The following is a 25436-nucleotide window of genomic DNA, read 5'->3' on the forward strand; positions in this document are numbered from 1 at the left end:
GAGTTTTATTACAACGTTGTTATTGTTTAGAACAAATAGTATCCATATATGTACTAAGTTAACATGATCACAACAGAAATCCTAGTGGGGTACTTATAAAAAAATTAATATTTTATTTGAAAACGTTGTCATATGTAGATTTTTCCTTTAATATTAATAATAACAACGTTGTTATTTTGGATTTTCTTTGAATATATGCTATTTTAATAGTTTTTCATCTCAAATAATCTGAGAGGAGTGAAGAATCTTTGAGTGAAACAGTATTTGTACATGTAGATGAAAGAGATAATGTTCTCGTTGCCTTAAAGAACTTTAGCAAGGGAGAAGAGATAAAATTTCTTGGTCATTCATTGGTGCTTCAAGATGACATTTCTGTGGGACATAAAATTGCTCTTATTGATATAAGAGCAGGAGAAGATGTTTTAAAGTATGGCTTTCCCATTGGAAAAGCTAAAAGGGATATTTCTTCAGGACAATGGGTTCATACACATAATGTCCAAACTAAGCTTGAAGGTACATTGGAGTATTCATATAAGCCAAAAAAACAGAAGAATTCGACAGGAACAACTGAAACAAGAACCTTTCAAGGATATGTACGCAAAAACGGTGAAGTTGGAATTAGAAATGAGATTTGGGTAATAAACACGGTTGGTTGTATTAACAAAGTAGCAGAACAATTGGTAAAGCTTGCTGAAAAATCGTTAGATATATCCGGTACTGATGGGGTTTTCCATTATCCACATCCATTTGGCTGTTCACAACTTGGTGATGATTTAGAAAATACTCAGAAGATATTAAGAAATCTAGTGCAGCACCCTAATGCAGCAGGTGTACTTGTTTTAGGTTTAGGATGTGAAAATAATCATATTAAAGCATTTACAGATGTACTGGGTGAATTTGACGAAGAACGTGTAAAATTTTTGGCTGTTCAAGAAGTTGAAGATGAATTAGATGAAGGAATTTCTATTATTGAAGACCTTATTTCATATGCTAATCAGTTTAAAAGGGAATCTGTTTCGGTTTCTAAGTTAAAGGTGGGTCTAAAGTGTGGAGGATCTGACGGTCTTTCTGGCATAACAGCAAATCCGTTAGTAGGTGCATTTTCCGATAAAGTTATCGCACATGGAGGATCAACCGTTCTGACAGAAGTACCGGAAATGTTTGGTGCAGAGACAATTTTAATGGAACGTGCTGTAAATGAAGAAGTATTTTCTAAAACGGTTTCATTGGTAAATGACTTTAAAGAATACTTTATAAAGCATGATCAAGTGGTTTATGAAAATCCATCTCCTGGAAACAAGGAGGGTGGTATTACAACATTAGAGGAAAAATCTCTAGGCTGTGTACAAAAGGGAGGCTTTTCCGATGTTGTTGATGTGCTGCCATATGGAGGAAGAATTAATAAGCAAGGACTTTCATTACTTCAAGGACCTGGTAATGATTTGGTTTCTGTTACCTCACTTGCTGCATCTGGTGCACATATTGTGTTGTTTACTACTGGAAGAGGAACTCCTTTTGGTGGACCGGTTCCTACTGTGAAGATATCAACTAACAATAAACTTTTTGAAAAAAAGCGGAATTGGATTGATTTCAATGCAGGCGAACTCGTTACAGGTAAAGATAAAGAAACGTTAGCAGGTGAATTATTTGAATATATTGTAAGACTGGCTTCTGGTGATGAGAAGGCACGTAATGAAGAGTTTGGATTTAAAGAGATTGCTATTTTTAAAGATGGCGTTATTTTATAACATTGTTTTTATCAGATGGGGAGGGAGTTCATGGAACAATTAAGCCGCAACATGTTACTTGAAAATCACCAGTTAACTGAAAGTATGGAAGTTAACTTAACAAATGATCTACCAGAACGTATACTCCAATTTGGAGAAGGCAATTTCCTTAGAGGTTTCGTTGATTGGATGGTCAATGAAATGAATAAACAAGGAATTTTCAACGGTAGAGTTGTAGCAATTCAACCAACACCACATGGAAAAGTTGTGCCCAAGCTGAACGCACAGGATGGTCTTTATACACTGGTGCAGCAAGGAATAAAAGATGGGAAACAAGTTAATAAAAGCGAGATTATTACTTCTATAAGTCGGGGAATCAATCCTTATGAAAATTGGAATGAAGTGCTAAAAGTTGCAGAATCTCCTTCTATACAGTTTGTCTTTTCAAATACAACTGAAGCTGGCCTAACATATTTGGAGGAAGAGTTCATACCTGATACTTCACCACTTTCTTTCCCTGGGAAATTAACAGCGGTTCTTTATCATCGTTACAGAGTATTTAACGGCTCAGAGGATAGTGGACTTACAATAATACCTTGTGAGTTAGTAGAAGAAAATGCAAATGTTTTAAGGGGAATTGTCTTGAAACTAGCAAAGGATTGGGAGCTTCCACTAGACTTTATTCAATGGGTTGAACAGAATAATCGTTTTTGTAATACACTTGTGGACCGGATTGTTCCAGGTTATCCGAAGGAAAATATCGATACTTTCACTGAAACGTTAGGTTACGAAGATCAGCTTCTTGCTGTTTGTGAACCATACCATTTATTTGTCATTGATGGTGATAAAGCGATTAGTGAGAGTATTCCGTTTCATGAAGCTGGTCTACAAGTCAAATGGGGAGATGTGACACCATACCGTCAATTAAAAGTTGGTTTATTAAATGCTCCTCATACAATGATGTTTTCACTAGGGTATTTATCAGGAGTAAATACAGTTTATGAAGTAATGGAAAATCAAGAGCTATTTTCCTTTGTTGAAAATGCGATAAAGGATGAAATAAAAACGGTGCTGTCTTTTGAAAAGAATGTGTTGGATGAGTTTGCAAACTCGGTTCTAGATCGTTTTAAAAATCCGTTTGTAAAGCACTATTTAGTCGACCTTGGTCAAAATGCTGTATCTAAATATAAAGCAAGAGTTTTGCCGCTTTTCTTTGAATATCTAGATAAACAAAATAAATTACCAGTTCATATGGTGTTTTCTCTTAGTGGATTAATTGCCTATTATCGACCAATCAGAGTTGATGGAGATGAACATATGGTTGGAATAAGAGATCTTCAGGAGTACCAAATTCGCGACAGCAAAGATGCGATCATCACGTTTTCTGAGGCGTGGAATCAATATGATGGAACAAAGAAATCTCTCATTGAAGTGGTTTCAATCATATTATCTGATGAAAAGCTATGGGGTCGAAGTTTAGTGGAAATTTCTCTTCTTAAAGATATGGTTATTCATTACCTAGAAGATATTGTTACGTATGGAGTTCAAAAGAGCCTTGAGAAATTTTATTTGAAAAATTGATAGTTAGATACATTAAGAATGAAAACGAAGGACGGTGGGAGAAATGAAAGACTTTATGGGAGAAAATTTTTTACTATCAACTAAAACTGCGGTGGAGTTATATAATAAATATGCGAAGGAAATGCCAATCATTGATTACCATTGTCATCTTAGTCCTAAAGAAATTTATGAAAATAAGAGATTTAAAAATATAACTGAAGCTTGGTTATATGGTGATCATTATAAGTGGAGAGCGATGAGAAGTAATGGTGTTGACGAAGAATATATTACAGGGAATGCTAGTGATTATGATAAATTTTTAGCTTGGACAAAAACAGTTCCTATGACTATAGGAAATCCGTTATATAACTGGACACACTTAGAGCTTCAACGATTCTTTGGAATTAATGAAATATTAAATGAAAAAAGTGCCCCAGATATTTGGGAGAAGGTAAACTCATTATTAGCTCAAGATGACTTCACAGCTCAAGCATTAATTAAAAAGTCAAAGGTTGAGGTTGTTTGTACAACAGATGATCCAACTGATACTTTAGAGTATCATCAGAAGTTACAAGAAAACAATGAATTTGGTGTAAAGGTATTGCCGAGCTTTAGACCTGATAAAGGACTTGAAATTAATCGTGATGGGTTTTTAGAGTGGGTAGGAAAATTGTCTGAGGCTTCTGGACAATCTGTTACAAACTATAGTGAATATCTGAAAGCGTTAAAGGAACGAATTGAATTTTTCCACTCCCTTGGGGGGCGTGTATCCGATCATGCTCTTGATTCGATGATGTACGAAGCAGCATCAGAGGAAGAAGTTTCTGAGATCTTTGCAAAAGGACTTAAGGGAGAAAAGGTATCACTTGAAGAAGAAAAGCAATTCAAATCGTACACGTTAACATTCTTAGGTGAACAATATGCCCGCTTAGGTTGGGTTATGCAATATCACATGCATGCCTTGAGAAATAACAATACTAGAATGTTTAAACAGCTTGGCCCTGATACTGGATTTGACAGTATGAATGATGGAGAAGTGGCAAAGCCGTTGTGTCAATTGCTCGATTCATTAGACCAAAAGTATGCTCTACCAAAAACAGTTCTGTATTCGTTAAACCCAAAAGACAATTATGTGATCGGATCTGTGATTGGAAGTTTTCAAGGTGGAGGGACTCCTGGCAAAATCCAGTTTGGTACGGCTTGGTGGTTTAATGATCAAAAAGACGGAATGCTGGATCAAATGAAAGCTTTAGCAAACCTTGGGTTATTCAGCCGATTTATTGGGATGCTAACGGATTCAAGAAGCTTCTTATCGTATACACGTCACGAATATTTTAGAAGATTAGTTTGTGATCTTATTGGACAATGGGTTGAAAACGGAGAATATCCATATGATGAAGAAGCTTTAAGTAGCATTATTCAAGGAATATGTTATAACAATGCAAAAGAATATTTTCAATTTTAATAAATTTGCTCAAAAAGGTATACCGACCAATTTTGTTTGGGAGTATACCTTTTTTTCGTTAAGTTTTGCAAATAATAGCAATTAAGAATTGGATAGTCAAATTGAGAAAAGGTAAAATATTATAGTTAATATTTTACTAGCTTGGATATATAACCTGGAATAGTAACGATTATTTTTTAACGAGTTACCCTTTAGGGTATAATGATGATAATTAAGGCAAAAGAAAGGGAGATTGAAAGATGGAGTATGATACACAGATAAAAAACCGTGTAAAGCGAATTGAAGGTCAGCTCAGAGGAATCTTACGTATGATGGAAGAACAGATAGATTGTAAAGACATTATTACACAGCTTTCCGCAAGTCGAACAGCAATTGACCGAACGATTGGTGTAATCGTTAGCTCTAACTTAATTGAATGTGTTCGAATGGCGGAGGAAAAGGGCGAGAGCAGTGATGATTTAGTGAAGGAAGCAGTTAATTTGCTTGTGAAAAGTAGATGATAAAAAAAGTAATGCGATTCGTTTCTTTTATATTGTAGAGGGGGTTCGGGCACATTTTATGTTTTGATTGTGTGAGAATCGAGACAGGAACTCGGGTTTCAGTCCAAGTTATGTCTCGATTGATTGAGTATTGGGACAGGAGCTCATGCACGCACTTAATTCCAGTCTCGACTGAGTGGGAATCGGGACAGGAGCTCGTGCCCGGTCCTAAGTTCAGTCTCGATTGAGTAGGAATCGGGACTGAGTTCGTGCTTGGTTCCAAATCGAGTCTCGATAGAGTGGGAATCGGGACAGGAGCTCGTGCGCGGGCTCAAGTTCAGTCTCGATAGAATGGGAATCTGGACAAGAACTTATGCTTGGTCCCAAATCGAGTCTTGGTAGAGTGGGAATCGGGACAGGAGCTCGTGCGCGGGCTCAAGTTCAGTCTCGATAGTGAGGGAATTGGGACAAAAACTCATGTTTGGTTCCAAAATCAGTCTCGATTGAGTAGGAATCGGGACAAGAATTCGAGCCTTGTCCCAAATCGAGTCTTGATTGAGTCAGAATCGGGACAAGAATTCGAGCCTTGTCCCAAATCCAGTCTCGATAGAGTGGGAATCGGGACAGAAACTCGTGCCCGGGCTCAAATCGAGTCTCGATTGAGTCAGAATCGGGACAAGACTTCGTGCTTGGTCCCAAATCGAGTCTCGATTGAGTGGGAATCGGGACAAGAATTCGAGCCTTGTCCCAAATCGAGTCTCGATTGAGTAGGAATCGGGACAAGAATTCGAGCCCAGGCTCAAATCGAGTCTCGATTGAGTAGGAATCGGGACAAGAATTCGAGCCTTGTCCCAAATCGAGTCTCAATTGAGTAGGAATCGGGACAAGAATTCGAGCCTTGTCCCAAATCGAGTCTCGATTGAGTAGGAATCGGGACAAGAATTCGAGCCCAGGCTCAAATCGAGTCTCGATTGAGTAGGAATCGGGACAAGAATTCGAGCCTTGTCCCAAATCGAGTCTCAATTGAGTAGGAATCGGGACAAGAGTTCGTGCCCGAAACTCAAATCGAGTCTCGATCGAGTAGATATCGGGACAAAAACTCGTGCCCGGTACCAAATCCAGTCTCGATTCAAGTATCATCGGTTTAGAAAGAACGATTTCTCCCTTTAACAACAGTTTAATGAAGAAATCGGCCTAGCATTAAGAGTTCTAAAGTTAAGTAATTTAGAAGTCTTCCTCACAATCTATCTCCAAAAACTTTCTGCTAAACTAAAATTTTATCTAATGATTGATATATAATTATTCAGAAGAATAAGTTAAAATGGGTAGGCTTTTATCTAAAGGTAGTAAAAAGATAAAGTAAAAGAAATGGAGAATTCGTGTGAAGTCTAATTCTGTGTATTATCTCGCTCTTATTTTAGTATCTGTTATTTGGGGTGTGAATTTTGGGATTTCCCGTTTTGGGATGGAGGTATTCACTCCGGAGATTTTTGCGTTTTTTAGGTTTGGTCTGGCGGTCCCTATATTATTTGCGGTTTTAAAGTGGACGGAAGGTAGCATGAAGGTGGATAAACGTGACCTTCTAAAGCTAGCTATAATCGGATTTTTTGGTGTTACTGTTCTAGAGATTTTAGTTATGTATTCGATTAAGTATACAACTCTTGCAAACGCTTCATTGTTAAATGTCGCACCATGGCCGATTTTTGCTGCTCTTTTTGCTCCTTTTTTTACCAAGGAGGTTATGACTCCGAGGCTTGCTATTGGGGGGCTTGTTGCATTAATTGGGGTGGTTCTTATCATTTTGGGCGGATCAAATGGATTTGATTTTAGCTCTGAGTATATGCTGGGGAATATTCTAGCGCTGTCTATAAGTTTAATTGGAGCTCTTTTTAATTTAGCTTGTATGCCGCTTATGAAAAAGTATTCTCCATTGCGTGTATCATCTTGGTATATGCTGTTCGGAACAATATTGATGTTTCCTATAACACTTGGTGGTTGGCATACGGTACAAATGACAGACTTTACAATAAGTGTTTGGGGAGCGATTGCTTACAATGTTGTTCTTTGTACGGTGGCAGCATTTGTATTGTGGAACTTGTCAATGAACAAAGTTGGAGCGGCAAAGGCGAATTTTTACAGGTATTTTGTCCCGGCCTCAGCAACGGTTACTGGTGCGTTATTTTTTAACGAGCAAATCTTTGTTACACAAATAGCTGGTGGACTTGTCATAGTGTTAGGGTTAGCTTTTATTGCGATGGAGAAAAAGCCGAAAATTGCGATTGAATTAGGAAAATAATTATTAGAAAAGCAGCATGCACTTGGCATGCTGCTTTTTGATTTTTCTTTTTATCATAATTTTTCCTCTAAAGGTAAATAGTATTGAGAAGAATGATTATAATAAAACGTTCAGGAGCATGATTATGAGGAAATTTATGAACCATAGACAACTCTATCAAAACCAAGACGCACCTGAAGAAGCTGTAGATACTACCGTACTAAGAGATATAAAAAAGAATATTGATATTTTGAAAAAACAATTTGATAAATGCTCTGATGTGAAGTTTAGACCTTTAATGGTTGGGAAAAATGATGCTTATATAATTTTTGTAGACGGGTTAATTGATGCAAAAAGTATTGAATTTCATGCGTTAAAGCAATTATTAGTAGACTTACCTGATGATAATTTAACAGCTGAATATTTAGAAAAGAATATTGTATCTGTGAACCAAGTGGTTGAATCGAATAAGCTTTCTGATTTGGTAAAGCAGGTTTTACATGGGAGTTCAATTTTACTTGTTGATCAACTTGATAAAGCATTGGTTCTTGATGCAAAAGGTGGCACAAGTAGAAGTGTGGCTGAACCTGATACGGAATCTGTTGTTCGCGGGCCACGTGAAGGATTTACTGAAAATCTTGGTGTGAATACTGCATTAGTTAGACAAAAGATTAGGTCAAAAGAACTGAAGCTCGTCTCGAAAGAGGTAGGTACTCAAACAAACACAACCATTGCCATTATGTATATGGAAAACCTTGCACCACCTGAATTAATTGAAGAAGTGTTATCAAGAATTGACCGAATTGAAATAGATGCTGTCTTGGAAAGTGGTTATATCGAAGAATTAATTGAGGATAGTCCAGCAAGCTTTTTTCCGCAAATTCAGAATACTGAACGACCTGATACTGTTGCTGCCAATTTACTTGAAGGAAGAGTTTCCATTTTAGTTAATGGAACGCCATTTGCACTCATTTTACCGGTCAGCTTTTGGCAATTTATTCAGTCAAGTGAAGATTACTATCAAAGATTTCATATTTCTATCTTTTTAAGGATATTAAGGGTTACCCTACTATTTCTAGCTTTATTACTTCCGGCTTTTTATATAGCCATTACAACTTTTCATCAGGATATGATTCCAACTAATTTGTTGTTTAGTATTGCAGCAAGCAGGGAAGCAATTCCGTTTCCAGTTCTTGTAGAGGCTTTCATTATGGAGATGGCATTTGAAGCATTGCGTGAGGCAGGCATTCGTTTGCCAAAGGTAATCGGACAGGCTGTTAGTATACTTGGTGCTCTTGTTATAGGTCAAGCAGCAGTTGAAGCAGGGATTGTTTCGGCACCAATGGTTATTATCGTTTCATTAACAGGTATTGCCTCTTTTACAGTCCCGAGGTTTAATATGGCGATTTCCATTAGGCTTTTACGGTTCCCGATGATGATTTTGGCAGGAGTGTTTGGACTTTTTGGTGTTGTAATTGGTTCAATTATTTTGTTAACCCATCTAAACAAATTACGTTCATTTGGAGTTCCCTATTTTCATCCGCTTGGTCCCCTTAAATGGAGTGAGCTAAAAGATGTATTTATACGTGTTCCTTGGTGGGATATGGATCAGCGCCCAGAACAATTCACAGGTCAAAATGTAGTAAGAGAGGAAAAGAACTTGAAGCCTTCACCGAAGAACAATTAATACAAGCTGGAGGAAAATGCCGAATGTTCAAACATAAAGCTTTTTTTCTATTATGTATATGCTCCTTTCTGTTATCAGGATGTTGGGACAGAGTAGAGGTAAATGATTTAGCATATGTGATAGCAACAGGTTTTGACAAATTAGAGGAAAATAAATTTCAGGTATCTGTTCAAGTCCCATTACCAGGTGCTATGGGAGGAGAAGGATCTTCTGGTGGTGGAGGGGGAACGAGCGGTGGTCCTTATTATGTGGATTCAGGTATTGGAAGAAATGTACGCGAAGGTAATGATGAACTACAGCAAAGAATGTCAAGAAGACTTTATTTTGCTCATCGAAGAGTACTTATTTTAGGGGAAGAATTAGCTCGTGGAGGATTTGAAAAAACACTTGATGTTGTGTTAGAACAACCAGAATCACGACTTTCGGCATATGTCTTATTAACACACGGAGATGCCATTAACATTTTGAATGCTACACCTCATTTTGAAAAGCTACCTGCAGAAGGTACTTAGGGAAATGGCGAAAATGGGTGTGGGGCTAACAGTGAAAGGTCTGATGGTAGATATTGAGAGACCTGGAAAGGATTCATTTGTACCAGTGGTTGAAACCGCAACAACGCAAAATGCTGAATCAGAGGATAAAAAGGAAGAAATAAAGTTAGATGGATTTGGAATATTGAGTGATGATAAACTGAAATTTTTTACAACAGCTCAAGAAACCTTAGGTTTACTTTGGATCATTAACGAAGCGGCAGGAAATAATTATACATTTAAGGTTGGAGAGAAAGATGAAATAAATGTAAGAATTCAAGAATCTAAAATAAATCCATCATATAACAAACATGACCAAAAGCCATCCTTTTCATTAAAACTAGACGTTAAGGCGAAGATGATGCAAAATGAGCCCGCTCTTAACTTAGATGATGAAGACATTTATGAATCTGTCAAAACAGAGATGGAAAAGCAAATAAAAGAAGAGGTTTTAGCTCTTTTAGATCATTCGCATAAAGAAGGTAGTGACATATACGGTTTTGGTTGGTATTTATATCGTCATGAGCATAGTCAATGGGAAGACTGGAAAGATGACTGGGAGTCCTTCCTTGAGGAGCTTGATATAAAAGTTGATGTGGAGGCTGAGATTAAAAAAACAATTAATCCTGGAATTAAAATAGGGGAGTAGTCAATATGATTGCAACATTAATGGTTGTTATAACGTTGGTGAGCTATTTAATTATTCAACACAAAAAAATAGCAGAAACAAAAAAAGGACAAAAATGGATACTCTATGGTTTTACCTTTTTTACTATGGGGGCATCCATACTGTTTTATCTTCCATATTCCTTGGGTGGGGTAACTAGCTACATAAACCGTATAGTTGGTACCTTCACTAAAATGGTGATTGGGTAATGAAGCATAATATTTCTGTATTTCAGTTTGCGTTAATTATTGCAAATACACTTATTACTTCTGCTTTAATCACTTTGCCACAAATAATGACGCAGCTTTCAGAACAAAATACATGGTTAGTTCCACTTATAACGTATCCATTATTTTTATTGATTTTATTTCTATGCTTTCATGGGGATATAAATTTGACTCGTGAAAATCCTAAGTCACGGTTGAATAAGCTTTTTACAGTTACCATAGGTATATTCCTTCTAACCAGTTATTTAAGGGACTTAAGGGCATTTATTGACTATATTTCGTCTTATTTACTACCGAACACCCCGATTGAGGTTATCTCAATTGTATTGTCACTAACCTTATTGTATATAAGTGCATCTGGTTTAGAAGTGATTGCTAGAATAACGGTCATTCAGTTTGTTGTATTAGCTGTGCTTATTCTTATATTGCCTATTTTAACTGTCAATGAAATTGATATAACGAATGTGGCACCAATCATAAATCAAGATGAAATGTTTAATATGATGAAGTCTTCTTTTATTTTTTTTCCATGGATGGGGGAGGCTTTTATTGCATTATATTTAGCAGGTTTTATAGGAAAGAAAAAAGATTTGAACAGAGGAGCTATGTTAGGGGTTAGTTTAGGGTTTTTATTGTTCTTTGTTTTAACATTTACAAACATTGCAGTACTAGGTGAACAAATAGTATCCGATGCTACATACCCTAACATAATCATGATTCAGGAAATAAATATTACCGATTTTCTTGATCGTATAGACTTAATCATTGTCATCATCTGGATGCCAACATTGCTCAGTAAATTAGCTCTAACATTATATTGTATACACAAAACGTTATTTCAATTAAAGGGTAAGGGCTCTTCTCAGTTGCTTTCGCCTCTTAGTCTGTTTTTGGGAATACTTGCGATTGTTTTATTCGAAACAAATATCCAACATTTGGAATATTCCTTTTATACATGGACAACCGTTGGAATTCTATTAGAAATGATTATTCTTATCCTTTTTGTGGTGATGAAGATAATGCGACATGTAAAAGAAAAAAAGCGGATAATCGTTCTAAATCACATTAAAGCTCTTTCTCTAATGCAGGGAAGGAGCTTTTTAAAGTTAAATTTTTTTAGATTTTTTGAAAATTCTTTTTGAACTATACATTAGAGCAAATCATTGTGTACATTTTCGTAAGTGACAATTTCCTTAAAGCGATTTATATGTCAGGTAATATAACATTATTCATTACATAAAATCACCAGAGAGTTAAAATCATTGTAAGTGAAGAGATTATCACCGGAAGTTTAGCTTCCATATTATATGTAAGTTTTTTGTGAATCGAAAAAAAGTAAACATTTACTGTTAGATAACAAATAATCAATTCCTTAAGAAAGTAGAGGTGACCGAGGGTGGTTTCAATAAAACAACTTAGTGATGTTAGTTACTCGGAGTTTATTCACATTTTAAAAGATATCTTTGAACATTCTCCTTGGGTACCTGAACGAACATGGAATTACAGACCTTTTTCTTCAATAGAAGACTTACATGGAAAGATGGCTGGTAGAGTAAATGAAGCATCTGATGAAGAAAAGCTGCGGTTGATCCGTGCGCATCCAAATTTAGGGACACGACTAGCGATGAGTAATTCTTCAGTACAAGAACAGGCTAGCGCAGGGTTAAGTGACCTTACAGCAGAAGAATATGAAAATTTTTCTCAGTTAAACAAGCAGTACATGGAGAAGTTTGGATTTCCGTTTATTATGGCGGTAAAAGGACGAACAAAAGGTGAAATATATGAATGTATGGAAAAAAGAATAGCACACGGAGTGAAGGATGAGTTTGAAACAGCTTTAGCAGAAATAGAAAAAATAGCTCTTTTTCGTTTGTGTGAAATAATTCAAAATGAGGAGTGATTCTATGGGAAAAGAACGTTTTGTATCGTATGGAAAAGGTGATGTATTTGCATATCGTACATTTTTGAAGCCCTTGGTTGGAGTAAAACAAATTCCAGAATCTCATTTTACAGAAAGAAGCAATATTGTTTTCGGGGTAAATGTAAAAGTAGAGGTTGGTGGTAAAAAATTGCTTCCTTCATTTACAGAAGGAGATAATCGTCTTGTAGTTGCAACAGATTCTATGAAAAATTTTATTCAAAGACACTTGGGTAGCTATCAAGGGTCCACAATTGAAGGATTTATTCAATATGTTGGTGAAGAGTTTTTAAAGAAATACGAACATGTTGATACAATTAAATTAATCGGTGAAGAAGTTCCATTTGAGACTTCAACAAGACTTTCAGTTAATGGTCTAGTTGAAAGTGACGTAGTGTTTAAGCATTCCCGGAATGAAAAGGCTGTTGCTCAAATAGAGATGGTTCGAACTCAAAGTGGAGTTGAAGTTGTTGAACAGAATAGCGGGATTTTAGATTTGCAGTTAATTAAAGTGAGAGGGAATTCATTTATTGGATTTATCAGGGATGAGTATACAACATTACCGGAAGATAACAATCGACCGCTATTTATCTATTTAAATATCGGGTGGGAATATGAGGACTTAGAGAATTCAACAGGAGTTGTACCAAACCTTTATGTTTGTGCAGAACAGGTAAAGGATATTGCATCATCTGTTTTCCATGAACTTGAAACACCGTCTATTCAATATTTGATCTATTTAATTGGCTGTCGAGTGCTGGAAAGATTCCCGCAATTAAAAGAAGTTAATTTTCAATCGCAAAACCATACTTGGGATTCAGTGGTGGAAGATATTCCAAATTCAGAAGGGAAAGTTTATACAGAACCACGCCCTCCTTACGGCTTCCAACGATTTTCAGTTACAAAAGAAGATCTGCAACAAAATAAAGAATATGCCGATACAAACAATCTTTTTAAATAAGGATTTGATAGAATGGTAGGACTGACAACACATATATTGGATTTAACACATGGAACACCGGCTGCGGGTGTGGACATTCAGTTAATGAGGATCGTTGATTCAACACATACTTTACTAAAAACATCTATCACAAATGAAGATGGTCGCTTAAATGAACCGCTTTTATCTGGTGAAGAAATGGTGGTAGGTGAATATGAGTTACTATTTTTTATCGGGGACTATTTTAGGGGTATGGAAGTTACGTTATCAGAACCTGCATTTTTAAACAAAATATCCGTACGGTTTGGAATATCAGATGTTGATTCGCATTATCATGTGCCGTTGCTCGTATCTCCTTGGGGGTATCAAGTTTACAGAGGAAGTTAATCGCAAAAATGTTTTGGGGTGAAGTCTAATGATTTCGCCCTCTTTCATATATTTAATGTTTGTTTAATTGTTTTAAAAGCTATGTATGAGCAGTTCTATCTTACAAATTTTTTTATAAGAAATGTTATTGAAATTAAAGGTGAATTTCCATTTATTGTTGAAAGTATCAATAGTTGAAATTTAAATTAATTTCTACCGAAGAAGGTGTGAGTTTGAATAATATAAATGTTCATAACGATGAGGGAATAGATAATCTTAGGAAAGAAAATGAACAATTAAAGTTGGAAATTGAGTATTTAACGCATGAGCTAACTGCCTCTAAGGAAAGCAGAGCTCGAGAATCAGATAAAAGTGATATAAGGTTCAAACGATTATTTAATCACCTTACTGATGCTGTTTACTATTTTAAGATTTATGACGATGGAAGTGCGGGTAATTTTATTGAAGTGAATGAAACTGCTTGTCAACGATTAGGGTACTCCCGAGAAGAAATGCTTGCTTTATCACCAAAGGATATTGATGGGCTTGAGGCAGAGGAAATAAAGCCTATTATTGACGATGTATACGATAACGACTCAACTACTTTTGAAACCGTTCATGTTCGTAAAGATGGGGGTAGAATTCCTGTTGAAATTAAGACTCATAGGTTTGTGGTAGAGGGGGAGATGTATCTACTTTCAGTTTGTCGTGATATTACTGAAAGAAAAAATTCAGAAAGAGAGATTCGAGAGGCGAAGGAACAGTTTGAAAATATCGTGGAATCTTCTACGAACGGAATTACAATCCTGCAAGATGGAAAATGGGTATTTGCGAATAAGGCGGCCCTAACTCTTTTTGATGCTAAAACGAAGGAAGAGCTACTAGGGAGAAGTATTTATGATATGTTGCATCCGGAGTTTCATATGGAATGTAAGGAGATTGTAAAGAAAGGTGGAATTCACCCTAGGCTTTATCGTGTTTGGACTACTCTACGCGGGAAAGAAGTACATACGGAAGTGGTATCAATTCCTACAACCTTTCAGGGGAAAGACGCCAATGAGTTAATCATTCAAGATATAACGGAACAGAAAAAATCAGATTCAATGATGATTCAGGCAGAAAAAATGAATGTGGTAGGGCAACTAGCAGCTGGAATTGCGCATGAAATAAGAAATCCTTTAACTGCTTTAAAAGGTTTTGTTCAATTATTTCGCTCAGGAACGATACCGAATGAAATGTTTTTAAATATTATGGAGGCTGAGTTGGAACGGATAGATGTTATCTCGAGTGAGTTTCTAACGCTAGCTCAACCTGCAAATACTGATTTTAATACTGTTGATATGAGAGATTTAGTGAGTAATGTGATCGATTTATTGGATACGGAAGCTTTCAAAAAGTCAATATCTTTTGTTGTTGAAAATAACGTTAAAGAAACAGATGTTAATGGAATTAGTTCACAACTAAAGCAAGTGTTCATTAATTTGATTAAAAACGCAATTGAAGTGATGCAAAACGAGGGGACTATAACCATTACGTTTAAAAATCATGAAGGATTTATTCTTATCTCTGTACATGATGAAGGTGTAGGGATGAGTGAAGAGCAGCTAAAGCGGTTGGGAGAACCATTTTTCACAACAAAACAAAATGGTACAGGACTAGGCCTTATGGTTACTTATCGAATTATTAATCAGCATAATGGGGAAGTGAATGTTGAGAGTAAAGTTAACGCAGGGACAACTTTTACAGTGAAATTACCGCTGATTGCTAAGGTAGACTGAGCTCTCAAGTTTATTGATTGTAAATATAGTGTGAGGTATTTTAAACTAGCTGAGAGCTTGGAATGGGACGCCAAGCTCCTTAATTATTATTTAATTCTTAGTTGCACCGTAAATTAGTGCTTTGATTCTAAAAGCAAGGCGGAGACGTAACGTTTCATCGGGTTCTTTTAAGCTTCTTCCGATCATTTCCTCGCATTTTTCCAATCGATAAATAACAGTATTTCGATGAACGTATAGTTTCTTTGCAGTTTCTGATAACTGGCAATGTGTTTCTAAATAAACGGATAAAGTATGGAGTAGTACTTGATGATCTTTTTTAGACTCGTTGGCAAAAGCTTGGAATGTATCGTCATAAAACTTTTTTAAGTGATCATAAGGAACCATTCGTAAAATTTCTGGTACTTCCTTTGGTTGATAAATCTCAATAAATTGCTTTTTACCTGACATCCTTCCGAAATATAGAGCCTCTGTTGCTTCTTTGTATGACACGGTAACATGTGTAAGTTCTTCAGCATACATGCTTATTCCAAATGAAAGATTTTCTTTAAAATGAATCCCTATTCTCATTTGTAGTTTTTCTAATAACTGAACAAAGTAATCTTCATATTCCTTTCTTGCACCATTTAATTCTAACAAAAAAATGTAAAACTGTTCGTTAGAAAAGAGATGGATTTTTTCCTCAAAGTTTTGTAGCTCATACTCAATGGTATCGTAAATTAATTCCTTTTCAGACTGAAACTGCAGATAAGATTTGTCTTTGTCATCATCATCTATTTGTCCGACAGCACATAAATATCGTTGATCCTCTATTAGTCCGAATTCCTTTCCACGACTAATGATCTCTTCTTGTGTTGAAAATGCATCATTAATGAAATTGGAGAAAAATTCATTTTGTAGGCGCCTTGTCATTTGCTTTAAAGCATGCTCTTTCATTAATTCAAATGAAATAACGTTTGTTGCTTGTTCAATCGTTAAGATAGTGGAACGATCTGTGGGTGGGATGTTACCTAAAACACAAAGATAGTTGGACTGCCTATGCGTGTAAACCGGAAAAATCGTAACTGTGTCTTTGTTGTTATTTAGTAGTGAAAAAGCTGTATATGATGCTTTTGAAAGGTGAAACAGATATTCATTTGCGATTGTATCTAAATACAAATAAATATCTGTTTGCCAATTTAGTTTTGTAAGTGGAAGTAAATGATCATTTACTAAAAATACAGGTGAATCGATAAGGCTGGATAAGTTATCTAAAATTTTATGAATATCCTGTCCATTCATAATTTGATTTGTGAATTGTTGGTGAGCATCCATAGCGTGATGAAGTTCATTTGTTCGAATTTCTAAAATATGACTAAGTGATTTGTTAACAATATCTCCAAGTGATGTATCAACAGGAAGCTCTAGCAACGGAATATTAAGCTTGTTAGCGAGAATGATCACATCTCTAGGAATCTCCTGTAAAAAACGCTTCGTTTTAATCCCTAATCCTGCACATCCTTGCTTCTCCATTTCCTTAATAAGTTCTAGCAATGCCTGAGGGTCATCTTTAAAATGAAAGGCTGTTGTAACAAGAAGTTCGTCTTTTTTTAAAAAGTGAATAATGTCAGGTGCATCCATCATATTAACTGTGTTCACTTCACGATCAGTTCCTTGTTGCCCACCTAGTAATTTTGCTCCGTGAAAAACAGAAAGACTCAGTAAATCAATTAATCTCATAAATGGTCATCCTTTTTGTTAGGTAATTTACTTAGGTGAATCGATTTCATAATGTATTATTTGTTACCAAAAAACGTATGAATTTTACATTTATTTTAATCATGTTTTTATCTGTGTATTGTTTATTAACGTGTTCAAGATGAAGAAAAATGTTCGTTTTTTGATTTAAGAGTCATAATTATGAAATTAACTCAGGTTAAAAAGATTTAAAGTTTATTTGTATAAAATAAACAAAAAATCAATAGATGTTCTACATATATGTGAATGATTTTTATTCATGTCTATTTTAAAATTAGATTATATTACTTTTCGTGTCAATAAATATAACATCATTTAATGAAATAGAATAGGGGGATTGGATTGGTTATGGGAGAGAAAGAATCATCTGCCTTATTCATAGAGATTGAACAGATGGTTGAGTGGCTGGCTCAATTCGGAAGAAGTCAGAGTGGTGGTGTGACAAGATTATTATATACAGATTCTTGGCAGGAGGCTCAATATGCACTTAAAAAGAAAATGGAGCAGCTTGGTCTAATAACAAATTTTGACGATGTTGGTAATTTATTTGGAAGATTAAAAGGAACTCAAGAAGATGCTGCGACAATTTTAACAGGATCACATATTGATACGGTAAGAGATGGTGGGAAATATGATGGTGCTTATGGAATCATTGCAGCTGTAATAGCTGTTCAGCTTTTGCAGGAACAGTATGGAACTCCTAAGAAAAATATAGAGGTTGTTTCTTTGTGCGAAGAAGAGGGAAGTCGCTTTCCGATGACTTATTGGGGATCGGGTAATATAACTGGAGTTAAATCTTTTGATGATATAAGGGATATAAAAGATTCAGAAGAAATTCAGTTTGAAGAGGCGATGAATAAGGCCGGCTTTGGACAAGGTAACTATTTGAGGCCGAATCGTAAAGATCTTGAATGTTTTTTAGAACTTCATATCGAACAAGGGATTGTTTTGGAGAAGGAAGAGATGGCGATTGGTCTAGTAAGTCATATTGTTGGCCAACGAAGATACAATGTTACTGTTTTTGGAGAAAGTAATCACGCTGGAACGACTCCGATGATGTGGCGTAAAGATGCAATGTATGCAGCAGCTGAACTTATTCAAGCGCTTATAGGTCGTGGGAAAGAAACTACGCCTGACTTAGTAGTGACGGTTGGGCAAATAAGTATAAAACCAAACATAGCAAATGTTATACCGAGGGAAGTCACATTTAGTGTTGACATTCGGCATAGTGAAGAGTGTGTGTTAGATCAGTTTTGTGATGAAGTCTTTCGAGAGCTTGAGCTAATTGCGAACAAACATCAAACAAAGCTTACTATTCATAATTGGATGAATGAAAAGCCGGTCAAGATGAGTGAAAAACTAAATAATTTATCTGAGAAGATTTTAGAAGAAGAACAAATTCCTTATAAGTGGATGACAAGTGGTGCCGGTCATGATTCTCAAATTTTCGGTTCATTTTGTCCGACTTCATTATTATTTGTTCCTAGTCAAAATGGAATCAGCCATTCTCCGTTGGAATTTACGAAAACTAAGGATTTGGAAATAGGTATAAAAGTATTAATGAAAGTTTTATATGAACTAGCGTATTAAGGGGGAATCAGAATGAGTGTTTTTCAAGAAATTAATGCACCATTACGCACCATTATGACACCGGGACCGGTTGAGGTTGATCCCAGGGTATTACGAGCAATGGGTACACCTATTTTAGGACAATTTGATCCTGCTTTTACTGAAATGATGAATGAAACAATGGAGATGCTTCGTCAAATTTTTCAAACGAAAAATCAATGGGCTTTTCCGATAGATGGAACATCCCGTTCAGGTATTGAGGCTGTTATGTGCAGTGTTATTGAGCCTGGAGATAAAGTGTTAATACCGATTTTTGGAAGGTTTGGTCACTTATTAACGGAAATTGCTGAACGGAATGGAGCGGAAGTTCATACGATCAATTGCGAATGGGGGAAAGTTTTTGATCAGCAAGAAGTAATTGATGAAATTAAAAAGGTAAAGCCTAAGGTGTTAGCGATTGTTCATGGTGAAACCTCAACAGGGTGTATGCAACCTTTAGATAAAATTGGTCCTGCTTGTCGAGAGCTTGATGTTTTATGTATTGTGGATGCAGTGGCTACAATTGCCGGAACAGAAGTAAAAGTAGATGATTGGAAGCTTGATGCGGTGATTGGTGGGACGCAGAAATGCTTGTCTGTTCCTTCAGGAATGGCACCGATTACGTATAATGAAAGAATAGAAGAAATCTTAGTGAAAAGAAAAAAAGTAGAAAAAGGAATAGCCACAGAAAATGATCATGTAAATGTTGGTCGACCAATTCGTAGTAACTATTTTGATTTAAGTCAACTTCAAGATTACTGGGGAGCAAGAAGACTTAATCATCATACAGAAGCAACATCAATGTTATATGCCTTACGCGAAGGAGTTCGGATTGTCTTACAAGAAGGGTTGTTTGAACGGTTTCAGCGACACCAATTACATGAAAAAGCACTTGTTGAAGGAATAAAAGCAATGGGATTAGAGTTATTCAATGATGTTCCGTGGAAACTTCCGATGGTAACTTGTGTGCGTATACCTGATGGAATTGATGGAGAGGAAGTTCGTTCAATGCTTCTTAATCAATTTGGGATTGAGATTGCAAGCTCTTTTGGTCCTCTTCATGGGAAGATCTGGAGAATTGGAACGATGGGATATAGCTGTCGAAAAGAAAATGTCTTATTTGTTTTATCTGCCCTTGAAGCTGCTCTGATTCGTTTGGGAGCAAACTTACATGTAGGAAAAGGCTTGCAAGCTACGTTGGATATTTATGAATCAATGAATTTAGTAGCTAAATAGAATGGGTGGAAAAGATTCTGGAGAAGAACCAGGATCTTTTTGTTAAATCTAAAAGGGGGATCACTGTGAGAGATCAATGGAATGCATTTTTTGATAAAAAAATAATATTGGAACCAACGAAAGCTGGAGCGCTAAACGGTTTAACGTTTGCTGTAAAAGATGTTATATCGATTAAAGGGTACAAAAATGGTGCTGGGAATCCAGATTGGTTAAAAACTCATAAAGAATCACATGAACATGCTCCAGTAGTTAAATGTCTTTTAGAACAAGGTGCAAAGCTAGTGGGAACTACTCAAACGGATGAAATAATGTACAGTCTAAATGGTGAAAATTTTCATTATGGTACACCGGTAAATCCGAAGGATCCGAGGCGGATTCCAGGAGGTTCCTCAAGTGGCTCAGCTGTTGCGGTTGCAGCTGGTTTAGTTGATTTTGCTTTAGGGACTGATACAGGTGGTTCTGTTCGAATACCTTCATCTTATTGTGGAATATATGGCTTTCGCCCGACTCATGGAGCAATATCGGTTGATGGAGTGATTCCGTTGGCAAGAAGCTTTGACACAGTTGGATGGATGACAAGAGACCTAGAACGATTATGTAGAGTAGGAGAAGTGCTATTGAAAGCTCAAGATACAAGTGATAGTTTTACAGAAATGTTTTTCGCTGAAGATGCATGGAGGCTATTGGATGATGAATATAGTGGGGCATTGTTAAAGACTGTTTCTTCAATGGAACTTCCGACAATAAGAAAATGGGTCAAAATATCGAAAGAAGGATTATCTGAATGGTCAAGTACTTTCAGAGTTTTACAAGGACTTGAGATTTGGAACGAACATGGAGAATGGATCAAAAAAGAAAAGCCAACATTCGGACCGGGCATTTCTGAAAGGTTCCAATGGACCAGTACACTTAACGTAAGTGAGAGTCGGCAACAATGTCAGTGCAGGGAGAATATGAAACAATCAATATCTACGCTCTTAGGAGAAAGTGGAATTATTGTTATTCCGACAGCACCAGGCCCAGCTCCTCTTCTAAATTTGTACGGAGAAAAAGCGGAACAGTATCGAGTGAAAGCAATGAAACTTTCCTGTATAGCGGGGTTGGCTGGCTTGCCGCAGATTACACTTCCTTTAACAGAAGTGAATGGACTTCCTATAGGTTTATCGTTTATAGCAAATCAGTATCAAGATCTTAAGCTTCTTAATTGGGTAAAGAGTATTTCAAGGTAGGGGGTCTGTTTAATGAAACTTGCAACAATAAAGAACGAAGGTGAAGAGTTTGCTGTTATTATTACAGCCGAAAAGGCTGTTTCTATTCGAGAGATTAATAGGGTTCTTGGAATGGGTTGGAGTGAAGATCTGTTTAGTATTCTAGAAAAAAATCAACTTTCTTCATTGAATGACTGGTATAGAAATGGGGGAATGGAAAAATTGGGAAGTTCTTCGTTAATGGATATAGATAACTTGTCATTTGGCCCTTTGTACCGCAATCCAGGAAAGATATGGGGAGTGGGGATGAATTACGTTGAAAAGGCAATTGAATTATCCGGAAGTCCACCAGGGGAAGAGCCTGTTATTTTTATGAAGCCGATTACTAGTGTGATAGGTCCTAATGATCCGATCATTTTGCCGGATCAAGATCAATCTTCACAGGTTACAGCGGAGGCTGAGCTTGGTGTTATTATCGGGAAAATGTGCAAAAATATTAAGGAAGAAGAAGCGCGTAATGTTGTTGCTGGCTTTACAACAACATTAGATATGACGGCAAAAGATATACATGCAAAGGATCCTCGTTTTTTACAACGATCCAAAAGCTTTGATACGTTTTTCAGTTTCGGCCCCTACTTTTTAACGATAGATGAATGTCAAGATTTGGAAAATATAAGAGTAAGCACAAGTATAAATGGTTGTAAGAAGCATCAAAACGTTGTTCGCAACATGATGTTTAAACCTTGGTGGATTGTTTCCTTTTTCTCAGAAATAATGACCCTTCACCCTGGTGATATCATTATGACGGGTACTCCGGGATCGGTTCTGATTCGTGACAGAGATGTTGTGGGATGTGAAATCTCTGGGTTTAAGGAGTTGAGAAATTTAGTTGTGGGAAAATATAGTGTTAATTGATTGGAGTAGGTGTCTTTAAAGAGATACCTGTTTTTTTATGTTAGGATTTGTTACTTTTGAAGAATTGTTAGCGATAATTTTAGTTAAATAATACAAAGAGAACTTAAATAATTCATAGATCCTCTAATGATTTATCTGAAATTCTACTATAAAATGTAATTAGATGTTAACTTTATTAACACGTTTAGTAATGAAGTATTACAATAAGTAGTTTAGATGATAAAGGAGGATCACATGGAAACAAATTATGATTTAAAACCAATCCTAAGTGAAAAGAATCGAATACTAGGCCCAAAAGCTTATGTGGCAATGTGGTGGGGAGACGCAGTTATGGTTGGGTCGTTTATGTTAGGATCAAGCCTTATTCCTCCATTTGGTGAATTAAACTTAACACAAGCATTAATTGGATTAGTTTTGGCGAATTTACTTGCGGCCTTATTATTTGCTTTAAATGGTAGAGTGGGGTGGAAACATGGAATACCTATGGTTGTTCAACTTCGTTCCTCGTTCGGTCCAGTCGGAGCAAAAATACCTTCATTAATGCGTGCAATACCAGCATTATTCTGGTATGGAGTTCAAAGTTGGTTAGGAGCACAAGCGTTAAATCAAATTTTTATGGATATATTCGAGTTTAACAATGTCTGGGTATGGTTCTTTGGTTTTCAGGCTTTACAAATTTATTTATCTGCTAAAGGAATTAAATCAATTAAGTGGATTGAAGTGGTTGGTTCAGTTGTGATTATGTTAGGTGTTGTTTACTTAATTTTCTTATTTTTATCTACATTTGGCTTTGAAGTAACAGAAACGGCTAATGTTGAGGGTTCATGGGGAATTCCGTTTTGGTTGGCTATTTCAGTTTTAATTGGTCAATTTTCAGCTTTATTATTGAATGTGTCAGATTATACAAGGTATTTTCCTAGAAAAGCTTCTGCAAAGACATTTATTGGATCTCATGTAGTAGGTATAGTCCCGCCAATGATTTTGTTACCTATCGTTGGAATTCTTGGTGCAGCTGCTGTAGGAATATGGAATCCAGTAGATATTATATCCGATCATATTTCAAGTATGTTTGCTAGTATCATCATTTTATTGTTTATTGCAATTGCTCAAATTACAACAAACTTAGTTGCAAATATAATGCCACCAGTGCTTGTGGCGATGGACATTTTTAAAATTTCGTGGGAAAAAGCATGTGTAATTGTCGGAATATTAGGTGTAATCACTTGTCCATGGTATATCATGACAGATTCAACGTTTAATCTATTTATTTCAATAGTCTCCGCGTTTTTAGGACCAATTTTTGCTGTGATGGTAGCAGATTTCTATTTCGTACATAAAGGAAACTACAATGTTAGCAAACTTTATGATGTGAAGAATCTATTTCCAGCGTATAAAGGGTGGAATCCAGCTGCAATTATTGCAATTGCTGTAGGTACTTGTTTTTCGTTTATCAATGTTGATCTCTCTTGGTTGCTAGGAATTGTTCCGGCTGGGGTTGTTTATACAGCAATCATGAGACTATGGATAATAAAGCAAGATAAATATGTAAAAGAAGGATTTGAGCAGAGCTTTACACAATCAACTGATATCGAAGATCAAGCGGTGTAATAAAGGCATTGGTGCTTAAGAAAACCTTAAGCACTGCTTTCATTTAAAAGGTAAAGGGGATGAAGTAGTGGAACAGTTAGATCTAATAATTAAAAATGGAAGTGTTGTTCTACCATCAGGTCTAGAAAAAATGGATATTGGTATAAAAGACGGAAAAATCACTGAAATAGAAAAAGCTATAACAAAACGTACACTTAACATATGGGATGCTACTAATCAATACATTTTCCCAGGAATGATTGATGTTCATGTACATTTTAGTGAGCCAGGAAGAGAGCATTGGGAAGGTTTCCATACTGGTTCGCAAATGATGGCTGCTGGTGGTTGTACAACCTATTTTGATATGCCGTTAAATGGAATTCCCTCTACAGTTACGAAAGAAGCTCTTTATGAAAAAGCAAAATTAGGTAAAGAAAAATCTTATGTCGATTTTGGGTTGTGGGGAGGGCTTGTCCCTGGAAATGAATCGGATTTAGAAGAACTGGCGCATTCTGGTGCAATCGGATTTAAAGCATTTCTCTCAACTACAGGTAATAAAGAGTTTGAAGCGGTTGATGATAGAACCTTACTTAATGGAATGAAGAAGATCGCCGAATTAGGGAAAATTTTAGCGCTTCATTCAGAAAGTGCGGCGATAACAAATTGGTTAAAAGAACAGAAGGAACAAGAAGGAAAGATAAGTGCAGATGATTATTTAGAAACACGACCTATTATAGCTGAGGTAGAAGCAGTTGAACGAGCTATTCAATATTCAGAGCTTACAGGCTGTCCACTTCATTTTGTTCATATTAGCTCAGCAAAAGCGATTGAAAAGATTGAAGAGGCTAAAGCAAAGGGCCTAAACATCACAGTCGAAACATGTGCTCATTATTTATTATACAACCATGAACATTTAAGGGAATTAGGTACTGTAGCAAAATGTGCACCACCTTTACGAGAAAAGGAAGAGCAGGAGAAGTTAATTACCTTATTAATTGATGGGAAATTCGATATGCTTTCCTCTGATCATTCTCCATGTCCTTATGATTTAAAAGATCCTAATGTATATAATTTGTTTGAAGCATGGGGAGGAATAAGTGGAGGGCAATTTACGCTTTTATCTGCAATTGAGCTTGCTACTCGCTATCATATTCCCTTTGAACAAGTTGCGATGTGGACAGCACAAGCACCAGCGGAAAGATTTGGTTTATCTAATAAAGGACAGATCAAGGTTGGTGGAGATGCCGACTTTGCTATTGTTTCATTGGAAGACTCCTTCATAGTAACAAAAGAGAATTTCTTTGCAAAGCATAAGGAAAGCTTGTATATGGGGCATGCGTTTCCTTGTAAGATTGTAGGGACAATTAATAGAGGTAATATTATCTATGAGAATGGGAACATTCTAGAACAAGAATCTTATGGGGAATGGATAAAACCTATAAAAGTAGAAGTAAAAACTCCATAAAAAATGAATTTTGCAAAGCCTTTTTTAAAATGATAGAGGTTTTGTTTTTAATATTCTTGAATAT

General features: G+C 36.2%; 21 protein-coding genes. 20 read left to right on the forward strand and 1 reads right to left on the reverse strand.

All coding sequences use genetic code 11. From position 1 onward, the window contains the following. Positions 1 to 248 precede the first annotated feature (248 nt). The 14 genes from MVE64_RS20395 (at position 249) to MVE64_RS20460 (ending at position 15619) form a co-directional block, all read left to right on the forward strand. Positions 249 to 1748, forward strand: coding sequence for a UxaA family hydrolase (locus MVE64_RS20395; RefSeq protein WP_247340823.1), 1500 nt, complete (start codon positions 249 to 251; stop codon positions 1746 to 1748). Positions 1749 to 1778: 30 nt separating this feature from the next. Further along, positions 1779 to 3308: a tagaturonate reductase gene (locus MVE64_RS20400; RefSeq protein ID WP_247340825.1), complete on the forward strand. Its 1530-nt coding sequence runs from the start codon at positions 1779 to 1781 to the stop codon at positions 3306 to 3308. 43 nt (positions 3309 to 3351) lie between these two features. Next, a complete protein-coding gene (uxaC, locus tag MVE64_RS20405; protein WP_247340827.1) occupies positions 3352 to 4752 on the forward strand; it encodes a glucuronate isomerase in 1401 nt (466 codons plus the stop codon). A gap of 239 nt (positions 4753 to 4991) precedes the next feature. Then, positions 4992 to 5252 carry a metal-sensitive transcriptional regulator gene (locus tag MVE64_RS20410; protein WP_247340837.1) on the forward strand — a complete coding sequence of 87 codons (261 nt, stop codon included), beginning with the start codon at positions 4992 to 4994 and terminating at the stop codon, positions 5250 to 5252. Between the two features lie 1360 nt (positions 5253 to 6612). Then, positions 6613 to 7527: a DMT family transporter gene (locus tag MVE64_RS20415; RefSeq protein WP_247340838.1), complete on the forward strand. Its 915-nt coding sequence runs from the start codon at positions 6613 to 6615 to the stop codon at positions 7525 to 7527. Positions 7528 to 7663: 136 nt separating this feature from the next. After that, on the forward strand, positions 7664 to 9193 hold the full coding sequence (locus tag MVE64_RS20420; protein ID WP_247340848.1) for a spore germination protein: 1530 nt from the start codon (positions 7664 to 7666) through the stop codon (positions 9191 to 9193). Between the two features lie 23 nt (positions 9194 to 9216). After that, entirely contained in the window at positions 9217 to 9705 is a 489-nt protein-coding gene (locus MVE64_RS20425; RefSeq protein ID WP_247340850.1) for a Ger(x)C family spore germination protein, read from the forward strand. 4 nt (positions 9706 to 9709) lie between these two features. Then, the gene (locus tag MVE64_RS20430) at positions 9710 to 10372 is read left to right on the forward strand and encodes a Ger(x)C family spore germination C-terminal domain-containing protein (RefSeq protein ID WP_247340852.1); all 663 of its coding nucleotides are present in this window, start codon (positions 9710 to 9712) and stop codon (positions 10370 to 10372) included. A 5-nt stretch (positions 10373 to 10377) separates the two neighbouring features. Further along, positions 10378 to 10599: a hypothetical protein gene (locus MVE64_RS20435; RefSeq protein ID WP_247340853.1), complete on the forward strand. Its 222-nt coding sequence runs from the start codon at positions 10378 to 10380 to the stop codon at positions 10597 to 10599. Next, the gene (locus MVE64_RS20440; protein WP_247340863.1) at positions 10599 to 11759 is read left to right on the forward strand and encodes a GerAB/ArcD/ProY family transporter; all 1161 of its coding nucleotides are present in this window, start codon (positions 10599 to 10601) and stop codon (positions 11757 to 11759) included. Before MVE64_RS20435 ends, MVE64_RS20440 begins: the two co-directional genes overlap by 1 nt. Before the next feature lie 254 nt (positions 11760 to 12013). Next, positions 12014 to 12517 (forward strand): 2-oxo-4-hydroxy-4-carboxy-5-ureidoimidazoline decarboxylase, encoded by a 504-nt coding sequence (uraD, locus tag MVE64_RS20445; protein WP_247340865.1) that lies wholly within the window; start codon positions 12014 to 12016, stop codon positions 12515 to 12517. A 4-nt stretch (positions 12518 to 12521) separates the two neighbouring features. Then, complete coding sequence (gene pucL / locus MVE64_RS20450; RefSeq protein WP_247340866.1) at positions 12522 to 13496, forward strand: factor-independent urate hydroxylase; 975 nt, start codon at positions 12522 to 12524, stop codon at positions 13494 to 13496. Positions 13497 to 13508: 12 nt separating this feature from the next. Beyond that, positions 13509 to 13862: a hydroxyisourate hydrolase gene (uraH, locus tag MVE64_RS20455; protein ID WP_247340876.1), complete on the forward strand. Its 354-nt coding sequence runs from the start codon at positions 13509 to 13511 to the stop codon at positions 13860 to 13862. Positions 13863 to 14074: 212 nt separating this feature from the next. Beyond that, the gene (locus MVE64_RS20460) at positions 14075 to 15619 is read left to right on the forward strand and encodes a PAS domain S-box protein (RefSeq protein ID WP_247340878.1); all 1545 of its coding nucleotides are present in this window, start codon (positions 14075 to 14077) and stop codon (positions 15617 to 15619) included. 90 nt (positions 15620 to 15709) lie between these two features. Here MVE64_RS20460 and MVE64_RS20465 read toward each other — a convergent pair whose 3' ends face one another. After that, entirely contained in the window at positions 15710 to 17335 is a 1626-nt protein-coding gene (locus tag MVE64_RS20465; RefSeq protein WP_247340888.1) for a PucR family transcriptional regulator, read from the reverse strand. A 366-nt stretch (positions 17336 to 17701) separates the two neighbouring features. Here MVE64_RS20465 and allC point away from each other — a divergent pair, with 366 nt between their 5' ends. The 6 genes from allC (at position 17702) to MVE64_RS20495 (ending at position 25372) form a co-directional block, all read left to right on the forward strand. After that, positions 17702 to 18943 carry an allantoate deiminase gene (gene allC, locus MVE64_RS20470; protein ID WP_247340890.1) on the forward strand — a complete coding sequence of 414 codons (1242 nt, stop codon included), beginning with the start codon at positions 17702 to 17704 and terminating at the stop codon, positions 18941 to 18943. A 12-nt stretch (positions 18944 to 18955) separates the two neighbouring features. Further along, complete coding sequence (locus MVE64_RS20475; RefSeq protein WP_247340892.1) at positions 18956 to 20197, forward strand: pyridoxal-phosphate-dependent aminotransferase family protein; 1242 nt, start codon at positions 18956 to 18958, stop codon at positions 20195 to 20197. Between the two features lie 65 nt (positions 20198 to 20262). Further along, a complete protein-coding gene (locus MVE64_RS20480; protein WP_247340894.1) occupies positions 20263 to 21426 on the forward strand; it encodes an amidase in 1164 nt (387 codons plus the stop codon). 12 nt (positions 21427 to 21438) lie between these two features. After that, positions 21439 to 22320: a fumarylacetoacetate hydrolase family protein gene (locus MVE64_RS20485; RefSeq protein ID WP_247340896.1), complete on the forward strand. Its 882-nt coding sequence runs from the start codon at positions 21439 to 21441 to the stop codon at positions 22318 to 22320. Between the two features lie 234 nt (positions 22321 to 22554). Further along, the gene (locus MVE64_RS20490) at positions 22555 to 23928 is read left to right on the forward strand and encodes an NCS1 family transporter (protein WP_247340897.1); all 1374 of its coding nucleotides are present in this window, start codon (positions 22555 to 22557) and stop codon (positions 23926 to 23928) included. Positions 23929 to 23995: 67 nt separating this feature from the next. Next, a complete protein-coding gene (locus tag MVE64_RS20495; RefSeq protein ID WP_247340899.1) occupies positions 23996 to 25372 on the forward strand; it encodes an allantoinase in 1377 nt (458 codons plus the stop codon). The last annotated feature ends 64 nt before the right edge of the window (positions 25373 to 25436 follow it).

The sequence above is a fragment of the Metabacillus endolithicus genome (assembly GCF_023078335.1).
Classification (GTDB): Bacteria; Bacillota; Bacilli; order Bacillales; family Bacillaceae; genus Metabacillus; species Metabacillus endolithicus.